This window comes from Streptomyces sp. NPDC048142 (assembly GCF_043202835.1).
Classification (GTDB): domain Bacteria; phylum Actinomycetota; class Actinomycetes; order Streptomycetales; family Streptomycetaceae; genus Streptomyces.
Genome location: NZ_JBIDBC010000020.1, coordinates 118,287 through 134,886 on the forward strand (window position 1 = coordinate 118,287; position 16,600 = coordinate 134,886).

Annotated in this window: 13 protein-coding genes; 3 read left to right on the plus strand and 10 right to left on the minus strand. The window is 70.7% G+C overall.

Annotated elements, in window-relative coordinates:
• Positions 1-808: 808 nt before the first annotated feature.
• From ACGF2Y_RS23950 to ACGF2Y_RS23995, 10 genes are all read right to left on the minus strand, one after another.
• Positions 809-3,661 (minus strand): hypothetical protein, encoded by a 2,853-nt coding sequence (locus tag ACGF2Y_RS23950; RefSeq protein ID WP_392950929.1) that lies wholly within the window; start codon positions 3,659-3,661, stop codon positions 809-811.
• 442 nt (positions 3,662-4,103) lie between these two features.
• Positions 4,104-4,931, minus strand: a complete 828-nt coding sequence (locus ACGF2Y_RS23955) for a peroxiredoxin family protein (protein WP_392950931.1) — start codon at positions 4,929-4,931, stop codon at positions 4,104-4,106.
• The gene (locus tag ACGF2Y_RS23960; RefSeq protein ID WP_392950933.1) at positions 4,928-6,190 is read right to left on the minus strand and encodes a hypothetical protein; all 1,263 of its coding nucleotides are present in this window, start codon (positions 6,188-6,190) and stop codon (positions 4,928-4,930) included. Before ACGF2Y_RS23960 ends, ACGF2Y_RS23955 begins: the two co-directional genes overlap by 4 nt.
• A 40-nt stretch (positions 6,191-6,230) precedes the next feature.
• Positions 6,231-7,907, minus strand: a complete 1,677-nt coding sequence (locus tag ACGF2Y_RS23965; protein WP_392950935.1) for a radical SAM protein — start codon at positions 7,905-7,907, stop codon at positions 6,231-6,233.
• Between the two features lie 78 nt (positions 7,908-7,985).
• A complete protein-coding gene (locus ACGF2Y_RS23970; protein ID WP_392950938.1) occupies positions 7,986-8,726 on the minus strand; it encodes a TIGR04283 family arsenosugar biosynthesis glycosyltransferase in 741 nt (246 codons plus the stop codon).
• A complete protein-coding gene (locus tag ACGF2Y_RS23975) occupies positions 8,717-9,397 on the minus strand; it encodes a TIGR04282 family arsenosugar biosynthesis glycosyltransferase (RefSeq protein WP_392950940.1) in 681 nt (226 codons plus the stop codon). The genes ACGF2Y_RS23970 and ACGF2Y_RS23975 overlap by 10 nt, the downstream gene beginning before the upstream one ends.
• Positions 9,394-10,182 carry an MTAP family purine nucleoside phosphorylase gene (locus ACGF2Y_RS23980; protein WP_392950943.1) on the minus strand — a complete coding sequence of 263 codons (789 nt, stop codon included), beginning with the start codon at positions 10,180-10,182 and terminating at the stop codon, positions 9,394-9,396. Before ACGF2Y_RS23980 ends, ACGF2Y_RS23975 begins: the two co-directional genes overlap by 4 nt.
• Positions 10,183-10,185: 3 nt before the next feature.
• A complete protein-coding gene (locus ACGF2Y_RS23985) occupies positions 10,186-11,619 on the minus strand; it encodes a radical SAM domain-containing protein (protein ID WP_392950945.1) in 1,434 nt (477 codons plus the stop codon).
• On the minus strand, positions 11,619-12,092 hold the full coding sequence (locus ACGF2Y_RS23990; RefSeq protein WP_392950948.1) for a MauE/DoxX family redox-associated membrane protein: 474 nt from the start codon (positions 12,090-12,092) through the stop codon (positions 11,619-11,621). The genes ACGF2Y_RS23985 and ACGF2Y_RS23990 overlap by 1 nt, the downstream gene beginning before the upstream one ends.
• Entirely contained in the window at positions 12,089-13,498 is a 1,410-nt protein-coding gene (locus tag ACGF2Y_RS23995) for a dihydrolipoyl dehydrogenase family protein (protein WP_392950951.1), read from the minus strand. The genes ACGF2Y_RS23990 and ACGF2Y_RS23995 overlap by 4 nt, the downstream gene beginning before the upstream one ends.
• 228 nt (positions 13,499-13,726) lie before the next feature.
• Between ACGF2Y_RS23995 and ACGF2Y_RS24000 the strand changes: the two genes are divergently transcribed.
• From ACGF2Y_RS24000 to ACGF2Y_RS24010, 3 genes are all read left to right on the plus strand, one after another.
• On the plus strand, positions 13,727-14,506 hold the full coding sequence (locus ACGF2Y_RS24000) for a class I SAM-dependent methyltransferase (RefSeq protein WP_392950954.1): 780 nt from the start codon (positions 13,727-13,729) through the stop codon (positions 14,504-14,506).
• Positions 14,503-15,255 carry a TVP38/TMEM64 family protein gene (locus ACGF2Y_RS24005; protein ID WP_392950957.1) on the plus strand — a complete coding sequence of 251 codons (753 nt, stop codon included), beginning with the start codon at positions 14,503-14,505 and terminating at the stop codon, positions 15,253-15,255. The genes ACGF2Y_RS24000 and ACGF2Y_RS24005 overlap by 4 nt, the downstream gene beginning before the upstream one ends.
• A 198-nt stretch (positions 15,256-15,453) precedes the next feature.
• The gene (locus tag ACGF2Y_RS24010) at positions 15,454-16,533 is read left to right on the plus strand and encodes a methyltransferase domain-containing protein (protein WP_392950959.1); all 1,080 of its coding nucleotides are present in this window, start codon (positions 15,454-15,456) and stop codon (positions 16,531-16,533) included.
• The last annotated feature ends 67 nt before the right edge of the window (positions 16,534-16,600 follow it).

Below are 16,600 nucleotides of genomic sequence, written 5' to 3' on the forward strand. Positions count from 1 at the left end.
GCAATGGTACGCCGGGCCGCCCGCTTGGGACCCGGGCCGGCGAGGGCGGGCCCTGCGGGATTCCGTGGTGTGCGGCGATGCGCCCGACACGCCCCGGCATACCCGCTAGGGGTATATGGGGAGACCGCGGGATGACCGCCAGGTGGATCCCCACGCCCGCTTCGGGAGCGGGCCGCCGATCGCCACCGGCCCGCCCGCCCTCGCGGCGGGCACGCTGTCCGGACGCCGGCCGGCAGAGCCACAGGTGTCCCGTACACGGGAGAAGCGGACGGACCGACCGCCGTGCCCGCAGTCGCACACTGTGACCAAGATTCCTACTTGGCACCAGGCGATGTCCATGACCTGTACTGATGCCAAGTAGCGTCAGCGCCTCGAGGAGCGGAATCAGAGAGTTAGTTGGCACTTTGGTACACCGCTCTCGAAGGAGACGTTGTGCACTGGAGTGCTCACCGTGGGGCGCTCGCGTCCCACGGTTCCCGGGGATCCGTGGATCCCACATACGTCCCACAGGGCCCCTGGGACGGGCGCCTGGAAGGGTACGTTCGCGCAGGTCAGCCCCTGTAGCTCAGCGGAAGCACCGCGGCGATCTGCTCCGAGACGGGCCAGGAGATCCGCGGCGCTCTGCTCGGCGGACGCGGGGCTCTACAGTGCCCTGCCACCCGGACCTGGCGCCGTTGGAACGGCCAGTAGAAGGTGAGCGCCGCGCGCGGCCGGTCGGCCGACTGGCGCAACGGCGGCATCCGGCTCGGCCATCACCCACTACGGAAGCTGGACGGCGTGTCTGGCCGATCGCCGTCCCTGACGTCTTTCATACGGAGAGATGGACGTTCACACCCAGCCAGCCAACCGCCTTCAAGTCACGGATAAGCCACTCATAGGCAAGCTCAGTCGCCGGGCGGGACGATCCCGTGGTCAGTTCGCGATCTACGTAGTACGGCCGATGGAAGTTCGTCTTGGATTCGACCGGCCCACCGGGGAACGGGGAGGTGGGGCCGAACCCCGGCTCGGTCCACAGATCCAGGTCCACCTCAGGTGGGTCATTGCGGCGCCCTGCGGTCTTGGGACGGAGGGTATAGATCAAGCCGCTGTGGGACCCGTCCGTGTCGTCCTCCGGCATGACCAACATGCCCTCAGCGCTCACAGGCAGGGCGCTGTACAGGCCCAGCGCAGGGGCGAGGGATGGGAAGTTCAGCTCCACCAGCTGTCGGTAGCCGATCAGGGCGTCTCGCAGAATCTGCCTGGTGATCCTCAGTGTCAGCAACGGGGAATAGTCCTGCCACATCCATTCGTGCCGAGGGTTTTCCTGATCCGGTTCGCCGTACGGTCTGCTCAGCACCGCGTCGGTAACCCCGGCCAACTGGGAGTGCATCCACCGGATGTCCGCCGCGTCGTAGGTGTAGCCCGCAACTTGATGGGCGTACCGCATGGATGTCCGCACATGCTCCATCATCGCCTCAACTCGCCGGCGCACTTCGGGCACGGAGACGCCATCGCGGGGCATGTTTCCCTGGCGGAGTCGCTGCGCAAGGTGCCACAGTCGCTCATGGGCCAACGGGGAATCCGGCGGCACCAGAAGAGCACCACGTCGGACTACACGCTCAAGGGGCTCGCGGATCTGTTCGCGGGCCCAGCCCCACCTGCCCAGCGGGGCTCCGGGAAAGAGGTGCTGACTCCACCATCGCCATTCGAGGTCTTCGCGGTTCGATGGGTGCGAGGCGAGTGGAGTCACTACGGGCGGCTCGGAGGAGTTTCTCGACGGAGAGATGGCAACCCAGCCCTCCTTCGCCCACACTCCCCACCGAGGCAGCCGTCCATCCCGCATTTCAACAAGCGAGCCGCTCAGCGGACCGAAACCCTCAACAAGGGCTTCGAGCGCCTCCCGCAGCCAAGTGCCTGCGGTTTCAGCGGTTTGGAGTTCGTCGCGGTCCACCCGGCCCAGTCGGGCGATGGTGGTCCTGGCCCTGTCTTCAGCCTCGTGCATGCCATGGTGTTGCTTCTCGCCCCGCGCGATCTCGTCGAACGTCCAGGAAGCGGCTGCGGGGTTGGCCCGAGCAAGGCGGAGCATGAGGTTCTCCGCTTCGTCCGGGGCACTCGCGCTCACGGCGAATGCGATCGCGTAGCGCCACCAGGGGAAGGCGTCGGCAGTGACGATCTCCTCCGGTAGTACGGAGCCCTTGCGCAGGGCCTGGGCGCCGAAGTGCTGCTCGAAGACAGGCAAGGCGAAGCGGAGGCCCCCAGGTTCCTGGACGACCAGACCGGTGTCGGTCAGCTCCCACACCTCGGCTTCATGCCCAAAGTGCTGAGCGGGGACTGGACCTCCGGAATTCAGGACGTCTACGGCGAGACGAGCAAGGCGGTCCCAGGTCTGTGAGGTTGGGAAGCCCTTGCGCCGTCTCTTGATGACGGACGCGGCCAGACCGGACAGTAGCTCCAGGCTGGACACCCGTGCGTCTTCACCGGCCAGCAGGCGGGAGGCGACGGACAGGGCTTGAAGGGGGCTTGTCAGCAGGTCCTGCACTTCTCGCTCTTCGAAAAGCATGCGCGCGTCGTCGCCGATCACAAGGTCCAGAAGTTCCGTGCCTCTCCGCACCGACCACGGGGCGACCTCGTGCACCACAGCCCTGTCCAGCTCGATTCCAGGTCTGCACGTGGCGAGAATCCGGGCGGCCGGGTGGGCGGCCAGCAGGAGCCTGGCCTGGTACAGGAGCTGTGCAACCTGCTCGGGTGAGATCCCATCGAGATCGTCGATCACGATACGTCCGAGTCGACTCGCCGGCTCGCCGCCCGCGCGCGTGATCGCATCCAGCAGATCCGGTACGGCCTTGCCCGCATCCACCCATACAGGGATCACCGCGTCAGCGTGCCCCGCAGCCTCGCGGAGCCCTTCCCGCCACCAACGCTCGGCCTCCTCGCTCTTGCCCGCTCCCATCGGAGCGACCAGAACCGCCAGGGTGCCGGCAGGGACGGTCACCACCGGCCGTGAGGACTTGTCAGCCCAGCCCAGAACGGCATCGACACGGTCCTCGGGCACCAGGCTCAGTCGTGCCTCACGGCGGTGCTGCGACGCACGGGTCGCAGCAGTGAGGGCATCTGACCTGGACTTGTGTCCGGCAGACATGAAGTCGAGCAACTGCGCGAGGACGTCACCGGAAGTGATTGCACCAGCGTAGGTACGGCGGATGGAGTCGTACCGATCGAGGTAGCGGCACAGCTGGTCGTAGTGCCATACCGCCCAGCCCTTGAGCCCGAGGCGTGCCGCATACATGGACACGAACTGCTCGATCTGGGCAATGCCTCCGCTGCCCGGTACGGGAGTCAGGATCACATTGGTGGTGAAGATCAGATACTCGGGCAGCCGCTCCCGCTTCGACGTCGGGCTCAGCCACGCTTCGAATTCCTCTTTGACCTGCCCCTTCAGCCACGAGACCGCGTCCTGGGGCTGTTGATCCGTGCGCTGACGGAACTTGGCCTGCACGACCCCATAGCCGTCCCATGCCTCAAGCTCGCTCGGGTAGGGCACCCGCCCCTCGAACGTTGCCTCCCGCCCGCCGTCCTTGCCATCCCCGAAGGCGGAGACGCCCGACCCGAGGATCTCCTGGGCCAGGGCCTGCGACACGTGCTCGAACTCCCGGGTACTCAGCCCGCTGAGATTGTGGTCCATCCCGCCATGATGCCGCCGCGGCCATCTCCCGATTGCTCAACGGAACCTATTCCCCGGCCCTGCCTCTGCGACCACGCCGATTCACGGGGCTTGACCAGCCCAGCAACACGCCCGACAGCCCATCAGAACGAGCGTCATTTCAGCGTCGAGACTCGCCGCAGCGCAACGCCAGGCACACGGGCCATCTCGGGGTGTGACGCTGCCTGGGTAGCAGATATCAAGGTACGTCTCCTGTTGAGCAAAGGGGCCACAGTAGGCGTTGATGCCTACGTGACCGCCTTGCCGCAGGTTCACGTCGCGCTCCTCGGTCAGCGCGCGGCGCGGGGACCGACATGGGGCTGTACCGGTGGTTCTCTCGTAGTCCGGCTGATCGAACGAGGCAGCTCCGCCCCGGTTGCGCCCCGGCGCGCCGCTCGCCGGCCACTGTCGGTCGTGCGGGCCGTCAGAGGAGCAGGATCACCATGCCCATGAGCGCCGCGGCCGTCATCAGTCCCATGAGCGCCATCGTGGGGAGGCCGCGGCGGCCGGGTGGGAGGAAACTGAACAGCCGGGACAGCAGGATCGCCGCGCCGAAGGGCGGTGCGACCTTCCAGGTGTCCCGCAGCGCCCCCTTTCCGGCGGTGGCGAATGCGGCGTCGGCGTGACCGGTCATCGCGGCCATGGCACGGGCCGTGTGTCCGACGGCGGCACTGCGCGGTGGCTTCTTCGCCGCGACAGCGGCGAGGGCGTCGCCAAGGGCACCCGTCACGTTGGCCCACTGGGCGCGGAACACGATGACGCCGGACGGGTCGATGAGGTACGCGGAGTTCGGTCGTGGACCGAACGCGCGGTGCAGGGCTCCGTCGATGTCGTCGACGGCGACCTCGAACGGGAAGCCGTGACGGGCGCGGAGCGCGGTTGCGTTGCGCTGCTTCTGCTCCAGTGTTTTCGGTTGCGGGGTCGTCGCACCGGGGTGGGCTTCGCGTACGTAGACGAGGACGAACCGGATCCGATCGCCGTATCGGGAGTGCAGGTCACGGATGCCGGCTGCCGAGCTTTCGGTGACCGGGCAGGTCAGCGATCCGAAGACGAGCAGCACAGGTCGGTCGTCTGCGGCCAGGTCGGCGCTGCGGAACCTGCCGCCGTCGGTGGTGGGCAGGTCGAACGATGGGACGCGGTCATCCGGTCCCAGGTCGGTCCGGGAAAGAACCATGTCGCTCATGACGATGCGGATCGTGGGGTGGTCGATGCGGTAGGGCTCCGGCCGGTCGACGGTGGTGGTGCTGGTCATGGCAAGCTCCTGCGATTCGGGTCCTCTGCCTGTGAGGGAAACCCGCTGAGCGGGCGTGGGCCTTCCACCCCGGCGTATCCGGTGGCGATCTCGTCGACTTGCTGGTAGCCGGTGCGCAGCAGGAAGGTGTTCAGGCGGCCGTAGGACTTGGCACCCAGGATGAAGAAGTCGGGCTCGGGGCTGCGGAGCTGGGCGATGCCGGTGGCGGGCTGGGTGAGGCAGTCGCCGCCCGCTGCGCCGAGCAGGGCGGCTGAGAGGTTCATGGGAGCGCCGGTGGCGTAACACTCATGGATCTGGAGCTGACGGTAGAGGGTGTGGTCGCCGGTGTAGCCGGTGAGCGAGACGACGTGGTCGGCGAGCACCTCGCGGGGACCGTCGGCGGTGGCGAGGCGTACGAGCACGCGGTCACCGTCGGGGCCGACGGGGGCGGTGGAGAGGGACTGGACGTGGGCGCCGGTATGGACGGTGACGCGATCGTGCGCGCCCGTCGCCAGGGCCCGTGCGGTGGAGACGAGCTCCTGGCGGCCGGGGAGAGTGTCGTCGGGGACGGCTCCCCAGTCGGGCGCGGGGCTGCGTACCACCCATTCGAGACGGGTCCCGGGGAGCGCGGCGAGGTCCCGCGCGGCGGTCTGGGCGGATTTTCCGGCGCCGACCAGGAGAACGGTCCCCGCCCAGCGGTCGGGATCACCGCCGTCGGTCGAGGGGAGGGTGCGGGTGATGCGGGAGTGCAGGGCCCGCTCGCCCGGGGCGGGGATGCCGCCCTGCCCGAGGGTGTTGGGGTGGGAGTACGTTCCGGTGCAGTCCAGGACCAGGCTCGCTTCGGCGGTCTCCTCGCCGTCCGGGCTGTCGAGGAGGAGCGTGAACGGGGCCGCGCCCCGCCTGTCGGTGCCGATCTGTTCGTGTTTGAGCAGGCCGGTACGGGCGACGGCGACCACGGAGGTGCGGTAGCGGATCCACCCTTCCAGCACCGGGAGTTGTGCGACCGGGGCGAGCAGCTCGCCGACGAGCTCGCTGCCGGTGGGACACCCGTCGCCGACGGGCGCGTGCGGGACGTGGGCGCGCATCCGGCGCGAGACGTTCAGGTCCCAGGGGGTGAACAGGCGGACGTGACCCCAGTCGCGTACATGTGCAGCGACCGTGTCCGCCGCCTCGTAGACGGTGAACGGCCATCCGGCGTCGGCGCAGGCGAGGGCGGCGTCCAGGCCGACGGGTCCGGCGCCGAGGATCGCGACGTGTGGGCGGCGGTGTTGCTGCTGCATGGTGGACTCCCTTTCGTACGAGTACGAGAACGGGTACGGGTCAGACGGCGCAGTGGACCGGGCGGGGAAGGCTGCCGTCGTTCAGACGGGCGGTGAAGAACCGCTCGGTGACCAGCTCCTTGCCCGCGGCGAGCGGGGTGCCCGCGGGGGCGAGATACAGATCGGGGCTGGTGGCCAGGTCGGCGCCGGCGGGGTGCCAGTGCAGGCCGTCGGCCGTGACGGTCAGTTCCGGGATGCTGGAGTCCTCGCCGATCTCCGCCCCGGTCTCCGAGAAGCCTCGGCGCAGCAGCGGCCGTACGGCGAAGTGGCTGGCGGGCAGCCCGAGTTCGGCCAGCAGTGCGGCGACCGCCGGGATCTCATCGGTGTTGTCCGGGGTTTCGGTGAGGGCGACCCGCGGGGGCAGCCCGAGGTCGACGAGGTGGCGGATGCCGTCCAGAGTGCGCAGCCAGGAACCGGAGCCCCGGTGTGCGTCGTGCGCGGCCGGTGTCGCGCCGTCGAGGGAGGTCTGGACGGTGAGCTTGCGGCCCGCGAGCGCGGTGAGTCCGGCGGCGCGGCGGCCGCGCAGCAGCATCGCGTTGGTCATGACGACGGTGGGCAGTCGCGTGGTGGCGTAGTCGAGGAGGCCGACGATGTCGGGGTGGAGGAAGGGCTCGCCGCCGGTGACGTACAGCTCGGTGAACCTGGCGTCCACGGCCTCGTCGACGAGTGCGTGGAAGTCGGTCGCGGGCAGGGTGCGGGGTGCCGCCTTGGGAGAGGAGGCGACCGCGCAGTAGTCGCAGGCCAGATTGCAGTGAAAGTTGGTGTAGACCCAGAGCCGCGACGGGAAGTATGCCGTGCCAAAGAGGGGTACGACGGGGCGGTCGCCTTCCATGGCCCCGGTGGTTGTCTCGCCCCAGCCGTCGTCCGCGGGTTGGAATCCGCTCGGCAGGGTGGAGCGGTAGAGGTGGAAGCGGCCGCGCGAGCGTTCGCGCGGCGGGAGGATCTCCAGGCAGGTGGTCCACCAGCCGGTCTCGATGGTCTCGGTGAAGATCTCGGGGAGCCCGGCGGCGCGCATCGAGGCGGCCTGCGCCTGCCAGTCGTAGGAGAGAGGGACCAGCTCGGCGGTCGGGCGCCCGCCGTCCAGGTCGAGGATCGCGTACCAGACCTCTTGACGGCCGTCGTTGGCCGGTTTGCCGAGCACTCCGACGTTCACCACCAGGGTGTCGTCGACCTGCCGCTGCCAGGGCAGGCCGCTGTGCGTGCACAGGACGACGTCGGCCCCTGATGCCTCGGCGCGCAGTCGGTGCTGCTCCTCGGGGAGCGACTCCCACCAGAAGTCGTTCAGTGCCAGTGTCGAGCCGTGGACCATGTGCACGTCGACGCCGTCGATGGTCTCCCGGCGCTCGGTGGGCAGGGTGCCCATCCAGGCGGCGAAGTCGCGGCTGGTGGTGGCGAGGGTGTGGTCGTAGATGAGTTGGGCGTACTCGTTGTCCTTGGCGTCTCGGTAGCCGCAGCCGCAGTCGGTGTCGCCGCGCGCGATCGCCACGTCGTAGTTCCCGGCGACGCACTCGACGTCGTTGTCGGCGAGGATCGGCCACAGTGCGTTCACGTCGGCGCCGAAACCGCCCAAGTCACCCAGACAGAACAGGCGCTCGCAGCTGCGGGCGCGGGCGTCGTCAACGAAGGCCTGGAGGGCGTAGGGGTTTCCGTAGGGGCCTCCGCTGACTGCGATGCGCATGAGGACAGGTCTCCAAGAAGTCGAAGGGTAGGGGCGGAAAGAGGAGGGAGAGGTGAAGGAGCGAGCGAGAGCCGGGGCTCAGGTGCGGGTGGTGCGCGCCGCTGCCGCGCGTCTGCGCCCGAACAGGCGGGGCCCCGCGGCGTAGCGGGTGCGGATGGCTTCCGGATCGACGCCGGCGAAGTACAGCAGCTTGAGGTACTGCATGAAGGCGATCATGCGCCATGTGCCGTGCGCGACGAGGCGGCGTGAGGAGGCCGTCGAGGTCGCGGGCAGCAGGCACAGCCGGCCATGGCGGTGCAGGCGCCGGGACATCTCCAGGTCCTCCATGATGGCCAGGTCGGGGAAGCCGCCGAGCCTGTCGAAGGCGGTGCGGCGGACGAACATGGCCTGGTCGCCGAAGATGTGGTGCAGTCGGCGGGCCCGGGCGTTCGACGTCCACGCGAGATACGCCAGAGCCAAGGTCCTGCGGTCGAAACGGATGGTGAGACCGCCGCCCGCCACGCGGGGGTCGGCGAGGCAGGCGCGGATCTGGCCGAGCGCGGCCGGGTCGACCGCGGTGTCGGCGTGGACGAACCAGAGGATGTCGCCGGTGGCGTGACGGGCGCCCTCGTTCATCTGCCTGGCCCGGCCACGCTCGCTGGTCACCACGGTGGCGTGGAGGGCCGCGAGTTCGACGGTGGCGTCGGTGGAGCCGCCGTCCACGACGATCAGCTCGCAGTCGGGGAAGTCCCGGCACAGGCGGCTCACCGCACTCTGGATGGTGGCTTCCTCGTTCAGGACCGGGACGATGATCGAGACTCGGGGCGGGGTCAGGGGCATGACGCCTCCTCGGGCCGGAGCAGAGCGGCGATACGTGGCGGCAGCACCGGATCTATCAGGAGCGCCGCCGCGTCCGCGGGGGTGTCCAGGTCCCGCAGCGGACGGAGCGTCCCCGTGCTCAGCCCGCCGTCACGGGCGAGGGCGCGGGTGGCGGTCAGTACCCGGTCGGTGCTCCAGACTTCCGGGCCGAGGGCGAAGAGGGAGGTGTGGGGAGCGCGCAGGCCGATCAGGTAGTAGCCGCCGTCCAGTGCGGGGCCCAGTGCCACGTCATGACTTTCCAGGGCGGTGAAGGCGGCGGTCAGATGGCTGCCGGTGAGGGTCGGTGCGTCGGTGCCGACGACCAGCAGGGGTCCCGCGCCGTCGGCGAAGGCGTCGGTCACGGCCGCGGCCAGGCGCTCTCCGAGGTGTCCGCCGCGCTGGAGCAGCAAGCGGACGCCGGCGGGCACTGCCGTGCTGCTGGCGTGCTCGCCTTCGCCCGGGTCGTAGGCGAGGTAGGCCCTGGGGGTGTGGGCGGTGGCCAGTTCAACGGTGTGGCGGATCAGTTCGGCCTGGAGAACGGCGCAGCGCAGAGGGCTCAGCAGCGGGTGCAACCGGGTCTTGACGAGTCCGGGACGGGGCGCCTTGACCATGATCAGGATGGCGGGAGTGCCCGGGGGGCCGGGGGTGTTCATGCGCCGAACCGGTAGACGAAGCCGGCCCCGGTAACCCTGTCCAGGGAAGGGAGCGCGTGTCCGGCCAGCGTCGCGAAGATGTCCTTGCTCGCCTCCATGCGGTCGAGGAGGGCCTGCACCGGTTCCGGTTCGGGGGCGACGCCGTTGGCGTAGTCGGTGACGAAACCGACCAGGGCCATGGGCAGTTCGGCCTCGCCGGCCAGGACGACCTCCGGGCCCGCTGTCTGGCTGATGGCGGACACCCCGGCCGCGGCCAGGGCGGCCACCTCGGGGCGCGAGTTGAACCGGGGGCCGTCGACGTGCCCGTACACGCCCTGCGGCACGACGGGTACCCCGGTCTGCTCGGCGGCGGAGATCAGCGCCTGGCGCAGCGGCTCGCTGAAGGGCCGGTCGAAGATCCAGTGCCCGCGGCCGGCCGCGCCGGGCGTGTCGTACCAGGTGCACGGGGTGCCGTCGGGCAGCCGGTTGGCGGGGAAGTACAGGTCGTCGAAGACGACCAGGGAGCCTGGCCGGACGGCCGGGTCGAGGGAGCCGCAGACGGTGAAGGACACGACGGCCTCTGTCTTGCAGGCCAGCAGAGCGGAAAGGTTCGCCTTGTGGTCGACCTGGCTGGAGAGCCGGTGATGACCGGCGCCGTGCCGGGACAGCTGCACGATCTCCGTGCCCCGCAGGCGTCCTTCGGTGACGGTGACGACGCCGTGGTCCGTGACGACGGTCCGCTCGGCCGCCCTCTCCAAGTGGGGCCAGTCGTAGCTTCCGGAGCCGGTGATCACACCGATGCGCATGGACTACTTCTCCTTCGGTGACGTGCCGGACGAGCTGCCGGCGGGGGTGCGGACCTCGACGATCGGGAGCAGAGTGCGCAGCGCGGCGTTCTCGGCCGGGTCGAGTACGGCGTGCTGGACGCAGGCGGGGACGAGGGTGCCGTTCTCGGGGTGTGCCATGGCGTAGTGGCAGGCGGCCAGCCGCTCCTGGGTCTCGCGCAGCCCGGGGTCCTCGGCCTGCTCGCCGCGCCGCATCATCTCCCAGGCCGGGGCGACGACATCGGCGTCCATGAACTGGTGCATCACGAAGGTCACCGGACGCACGCGCATCCGGTGCCGGACCAGCCGCGGCAGCCCGACGCGGCGGACGGTGCGGCCCAGCCAGCGAAGCGCCGTCACCACGGTGGACGGGTGGCGGGCCGCCACCCGCAGGACCCTGGCCGCGAGGAGGGCGGGCGGGGTGCCGGTGAAGGTCACCTTTCCGAAGTAGCGGAAGAACGCGTCGCGTACGGCGAGATCGCGTGGGTCGCCGCCGTCGAGGAACGGGTACCAGCGGCGGCCGACGTAGAAGCCGTAGGCGGTGCGGTTGCAGCGCACGTCGCCGTTCTCGAAGACCCGGTAGTCCAACCGCGTTCCGGCGCCACGCTCGATCTCCGCCCACACCGCGTCCGGGGTCGCCTCGCGGAACTTCTCCTTCCAACGGCGCTCGTCGCCGAGGAAGGCTGCGGGCTGGAAGGAGAACATGCCGTAGCCCATGGCCTGGCAGTCGCGGATCACGCTCGCGACCTCGTCGAGGTTGCCCGGGGTGACGGTCATGTTGTGGGCGAGGAAGAACCGCACCCCGTGCTCCCGCCGCAGTCGGACGAGCATGGCGGCGAACCGTGCCCGGTAGGGGTTCAGCGCTTTCTCGTCCGGCGGGCGTTCGATGCCGCGTCTGCCGTACATGAACTTGTCGAAGTGCGCGGCGAAGGACAGCCGCTGGAAGCGCCGCGTGCCGTCGGGGCCGAGCGCGAGCCGGGTGAGGTAGTCGTAGCCGAAGTCACCGTGGGTGAAGCTCATCGGTTCCCGGCCGTGGTCCCGCATGATCGCCAAAGCCGCAGCGTGGTCGTCCGGGGCGAGCAGGCTCACCTCGCCGCCGATGAGCTGGGTGTGGGCTCGCGGCCCCCGCAGCTCGCGGAGCAGCTCCATCTGGGCCCTGACCTGTTCGTGGGTGTGGGGGCCGTCGACACGGACCTGGTTGGCGTCCCGGGAGTGGTAGCAGGGGGTGCACTTCAGGTTGCACTTGGGGAAGACGCCGTGGGTTCCCTCGCAGCCGACGCCGTGCCGGCCGAGGATCTGGCCGGGGGTACGCGCGGTCTCGGGAAGTTCCGCCCAGCGGCGTTCCATGGCCGCGGCGAACTCGGGGTCGTAGGGGCGGGTGACGCGCTCGAGAGCTCGCAGCGCGGCGATGATCGGCATCAGTGGTTCTCCTGCTGTGTCCGGGATACCTCGAAGGCCCCAGCGGTGGGCACGGTGGTACGGCCCCTGCGCGGCCGTCGGGGCACAGCGCGCCACAACAGCCAGGCGTAGAGCAGCATCAGGGCGTCTTCGACCAGGACGTACCAGCGCAGGGGTTGGGCGGCGTACGTGCCGAAGCAGCCGCAGTTGTCGAGGACGAGTCCGCGGGCGAACGCCTGGGCGGCGAGGGCCGCCCACACCACTGCGACGGCGGTGTACAGCCAGACGGGTGCGGCCGAGCGGGAGCGGGGCCGGGCGAGGAACCAGACGGCCGTTACGGCCTCCGCGCCGATCAGTGCCACCGCCAGGGCGGTCGAGACCGTGCCGGCCGTCAGACCGTAGGAGGTGAGGATGCCGGGCATCGCGTCGAACGAGGCGAGCTGGCCCAGCGCCATCGCCGCGAGTACGACGCCCAGGCCGATGCGGAGGATCATCGGCTCAGCCTTCTGCGCAGGCCGAGCAGCGCGCGGATGGCGCCGCTGCCCCGGGCCAGACGGGTGTAGACGTCGGCCAGTGCCGCGTGCCAGGGACCGTCGGCGTAGGTGGGGTAGGGGTGCACAGTGCGGGCGTAGTCGGAGGGTGTCCAGCCCAGGCGTACCGCCGCCGCCAGATGGGCGATGGTCTCCCCTGCCCTCGGTGACACGACCGTCGCTCCGGCGATCTTTCCGCGCGGGCCCAGGACCAGGATGGTGAAGCCCTCGGTGCGGCCGTCGGCGACCGCCCGGTCGACCCGGTCGTTCTCCAGCGTGTGGACGCGCGCGGTGTCGCCGTACGTCTCGCGCGCCTCGTCGGCGGTGAGGCCGACGCGGGCGATCTCGGGATCGGTGTACGTCACCCAGGGCACCGCGCGGTAGTCGATGGGGCGGCGCACCCCGAGGAGCGCGTCGGTGGCGGCTGCTGCGCCCTGCGTGCCGCCCAGGTGGGTGAAGGCCGATCGGCCGGTGACGTCGCCGGCGGCGTAGATGCGGTGGTTGGCGGTGCGCAGCCTGCCGTCGGTCCGGACGTGACCGGTCTCGGTCAGCCCCACACCGGCCGCCGCCAGGCCGAGCCCCTCGGTGTTGGCCCGGCGGCCCGTGACGGCCAGCAGCGTGTCGTACGGGAGAGGGCCACCGGGTCCGTGGACAGCGCCGGCATCGACTCTCTCGGCGCGGTAGCCGGTCAGCACGGTAACGCCCTCGGCCTCCAGCCGCTCCCGCAGCACCTGCGAGGCGCGCGGTTCTTCTCTGGGCACCAGGCGGTCCATCGCCTCCACGAGGGTGACCTGCGAACCGAGCCGGGCGAACGCCTGGCCCAGCTCGCAGCCGATGGGTCCACCGCCCAGCACCACGAGGCGCTGCGGGAGTTCGGTCAGCTCCCAGACGGTGTCGCTGGTCAGCGGCTCGGCCTCGGCCAGGCCGGGGACCGGCACCAGGGCAGGCGAGGAGCCGGTCGCGATCAACGCGTACCGGAAGGAGATCTCCCGGCCGCCCGTGGTCAGGGTTCTCGGGCCGGTGAAGGTTGCCGCGCCGCGTGTCACGTCGACGCCGTACGGGGCGAGGGCCTCGGCCGAGTCGTGCGGCTCGATCGCGCCGATCGCCCGCTTCACCTCCCCCATGGCAGCCGCCAGATCGGCGCGGCCGGACACCGGCGGGAGACCGTAGGCCGCGGCGCGGCGGGCCGCCTGAACGTCGGCGGCCACATGCAGGAGCGCCTTGCTCGGTACGCACCCTGTCCACAGGCAGTCCCCGCCCAGCCGATCCCGCTCGACGAGCAGCGTACGGGCGCCGAAGCGCCCGGCGGTCCGGGCCGCGGTCAGGCCGGCGCTTCCGCCGCCGATGACCACCAGGTCGTACGTACTCATCGTGTGGGCTCTCTCCGGTCGGTGCGCAGCAGTGGGACGCGAGGGGAACCCGGTGGCGGGCCCAGGACCTTCCCTTCTCGGCCACACGATTCCCGCCCGGCGGGCCGACCGGAATCATCCGGCCCGAACCGGCGTGTCCGAAGCGGAATGCGGAGCCGCCCCGGCAGGGTTCCCGGCGGCAAGCACAGGGGCGAGCGGCCGGCAGGCCGCGACAGAGACGAGGAGCGGATGGACGAACAGGACTGGCGGCGCTTCATCGCCGCCTACCACCACGCGCATCCCGGCATCACCGAACAGCTCTTCACCCTGGCCGACACCTCCCCGTACGCCTGGCTGGCCGAACCGCTCCACGGCATCGAGGGCACGGTCCTCGACCTGGCCTGCGGTTCGGCACCCACCCGTGCGGAGCTGCCCGACGCCGACTGGGTCGGGATCGACCTCTCGGCCGCAGAACTCGCCGAAGCGGCGCGGCAGGGTCGCGGGCCGCTGGTGCGGGCCGCCGCGGACGCGCTCCCGACCGCCTCCGCGAGCGTCACGGCCGTCTGCGCGGCCATGTGCCTGCCGGTCGTCACCCCCCTGCCGCAGGTGCTCGGGGAGATCCGGCGCGTACTGCGCCCGGGCGGGACTCTCGCAGCGCTGGTGCCCTCCCAGACCGGGCTCTCCCCGTCCGGCATGCTCGCCTGGCTCCGGGTGATGACCGCCCTGCGCGCCGTACGCCAGCCGTGGCCCAACCCGCAGGCCCGCGACGGGCTGGCCGCCCTGCTGCGCGATGCGGGGTTCCGCGTCCGCTCCGACGAGCGACGCGTCTTCACCCTCGCCATCGACTCGGCCGACGCCGCGACCCTGCTGCCCGACGCCCTCTACCTGCCCGGACTGACACCTCGGCGCGCCGAGGCCGCCAAGCGCTCCCTGGCGCGGTGGGCGGCCCCGGGGCGACGCCTTGAGCTGCCGCTGCGCCGCGTGGTGGCCGACCTTCCCACCGGACAACCGTCACAGGAGCCGATATGAACCGTCCGGCAGCCCCCTCATCCGCAGCCGAGCCTCCGCCGTCCGATGGGGCGGCCCCGGACAGGCCAGCACCGCGGTCGGCGCGCGCGGCGTGGATACGGCTGGCACTCCTGGTGGTCCTGCTGGTGGCGCTCGGCTCCTGGGTGGCGCTGGGAGGGGCGGGCCTGTTGCGGGATGTGCGGCAGGGTGTCGATTCGCTCGGCCTGTGGGGGCCAGTCGTGTTCGCCGTCTGCTACGCCTTGGCGGTGACGGCGCTGTTGCCCGGTTCGGTGCTCACCGCTTCGGCGGGGGCACTGTTCGGGCTTCCACTGGGGGTCGGTGCGGTACTCCTGGGAGCGACGGCGGGTGCGGCCCTGTCGTTCGGCCTCGCCCGCTGGCTGGGGCGTCCGGTGGTGGCCCGTTACGCCGGCTCGGGGCGGCTGGCCCGGCTGGACGCCTACCTGACACGCCGCGGATTCGCAGCCGTCCTGCTCCTGCGGCTGGTGCCGCTGTTCCCCTTCTCAGTGATCAACTACGGGGCGGGCGTGGCCGGGGTCCGATTCTCCTCCTACGTGACCGCCACGGCCCTGGGCATCATCCCCGGCACCGTCGTCTACACCGGGCTCGGCGGTTCCCTGGGTGATCCCGCATCGCCGGGGCTGTGGGTTGCGCTCGGTGCTCTGGTGGTGCTGAGCGCGGGCGGTGGGTGGGCGGCCCGACTGATCCGCTCCCGTAGCGGGGAGACCAGCGCGGCTGCCGACGGCCGGTGACACCCCCGTGGGTGCCGCTCACTGCCTCCATGCCCAGGTGCACGTGGCCGTCGCCCACCGCAGGGTGGTCGCTGGCTGACTGGAGAGCCGCCTGAATCAGACACAGCAGAGTCGGAATGACAGCCGATGCACAGCGGGTTCCCGTCGCGGCGGCGAAGAGCCGCCGAGACGTCCGGCATCACACATCAGAGGAGAGACATGGCGACGATCGACGTATCCCCCGAGCGGCAGGAGACGGACTCGACCGTGGCGGAATCGGTCAAGGACTACTACGGCAAGGTCCTCGCGTCCTCCGCGGATCTGAAGACCTCGGCCTGCTGCACGGACGCGGCCCCGCCGCCGCACATCGCGGCAGCCCTCGGCCAGGTGCACGACGAGGTCATGGAGCGTTTCTACGGCTGCGGTTCGCCCATCCCTCCCGCGCTTGAGGGGGCCACCGTGCTCGACCTGGGCTGCGGCAGCGGACGCGACGCCTACGTGCTGTCCCAACTGGTGGGTCCCACCGGCCGGGTGATCGGCGTCGACATGACCGAGGAACAGCTCGCCGTCGCCCGCCGCCACCAGGACTGGCACGCCGAGCGGTTCGGCCACGCGAACACCGACTTCCGCCATGGCTACATCGAAGACCTGGCCGCGGCCGGCATCCCGGACGCCTCCGTGGACGTCGTGGTCTCCAACTGCGTGGTGAACCTCTCGCCGGACAAGCCGCGCGTCCTCTCCGAGATCTTCAGGGTCCTGCGGCCCGGCGGCGAGCTGTACTTCTCCGACATCTTCGCCGACCGCCGCCTGCCCGCCGCCCTCCTCGACGATCCCGTCCTCGTCGGAGAGTGCCTCGCCGGCGCCCTGTACACGGAGGACTTCCGCCGCATCCTGGAACGCACCGGCTGCCCGGACGCCCGCACCGTCGCCACCGCCCCGGTGACGATCAGCGCCCCGGACATCGAGCAGAAGATCGGCTTCGCCACCTTCACCTCCCGCACCGTCCGCGCCTTCAAGCTCCCGCTGGAGGACCGCTGCGAGGACTACGGCCAGGTCGCCGTCTACCACGGCACCATCACCGAGCACCCGCACGCCTTCGACCTGGACGACCACCACCGCTTCCACACCGGCAAACCGGAGCTCGTCTGCGGCAACACCGCCGACATGCTGAGCGCCACCCGCTACGCACCGCACTTCTCCGTCACAGGCGACAAAGGCCGGCACTTCGGCCTGTTCCCCTGCGGCCCTGCGGACACGGCGAGCGGCCCGGGCGCGCAGGCGCCGACGGGCTGCTGCTGACCAAACCCAACCTGCATGCGGGCTTTCCGCTGTGGGACGTTTCCGTCTTGAGTGCTGCGGGACACGG

Coding starts and splice junctions, on each gene's coding strand:
- ACGF2Y_RS23950 (WP_392950929.1), bottom strand. CDS start 3,661: ATGGACCACAATCTCAGCGGGCTGAGTACCCGGGAGTTCGAGCACGTG.
- ACGF2Y_RS23965 (WP_392950935.1), bottom strand. CDS start 7,907: ATGCGCATCGCAGTCAGCGGAGGCCCCTACGGAAACCCCTACGCCCTC.
- ACGF2Y_RS23990 (WP_392950948.1), bottom strand. CDS start 12,092: ATGATCCTCCGCATCGGCCTGGGCGTCGTACTCGCGGCGATGGCGCTG.
- ACGF2Y_RS24000 (WP_392950954.1), top strand. CDS start 13,727: ATGGACGAACAGGACTGGCGGCGCTTCATCGCCGCCTACCACCACGCG.
- ACGF2Y_RS23975 (WP_392950940.1), bottom strand. CDS start 9,397: ATGAACACCCCCGGCCCCCCGGGCACTCCCGCCATCCTGATCATGGTC.
- ACGF2Y_RS23980 (WP_392950943.1), bottom strand. CDS start 10,182: ATGCGCATCGGTGTGATCACCGGCTCCGGAAGCTACGACTGGCCCCAC.
- ACGF2Y_RS24005 (WP_392950957.1), top strand. CDS start 14,503: ATGAACCGTCCGGCAGCCCCCTCATCCGCAGCCGAGCCTCCGCCGTCC.
- ACGF2Y_RS23960 (WP_392950933.1), bottom strand. CDS start 6,190: ATGCAGCAGCAACACCGCCGCCCACACGTCGCGATCCTCGGCGCCGGA.
- ACGF2Y_RS23995 (WP_392950951.1), bottom strand. CDS start 13,498: ATGAGTACGTACGACCTGGTGGTCATCGGCGGCGGAAGCGCCGGCCTG.
- ACGF2Y_RS24010 (WP_392950959.1), top strand. CDS start 15,454: ATGGCGACGATCGACGTATCCCCCGAGCGGCAGGAGACGGACTCGACC.
- ACGF2Y_RS23970 (WP_392950938.1), bottom strand. CDS start 8,726: ATGCCCCTGACCCCGCCCCGAGTCTCGATCATCGTCCCGGTCCTGAAC.
- ACGF2Y_RS23985 (WP_392950945.1), bottom strand. CDS start 11,619: ATGCCGATCATCGCCGCGCTGCGAGCTCTCGAGCGCGTCACCCGCCCC.
- ACGF2Y_RS23955 (WP_392950931.1), bottom strand. CDS start 4,931: ATGACCAGCACCACCACCGTCGACCGGCCGGAGCCCTACCGCATCGAC.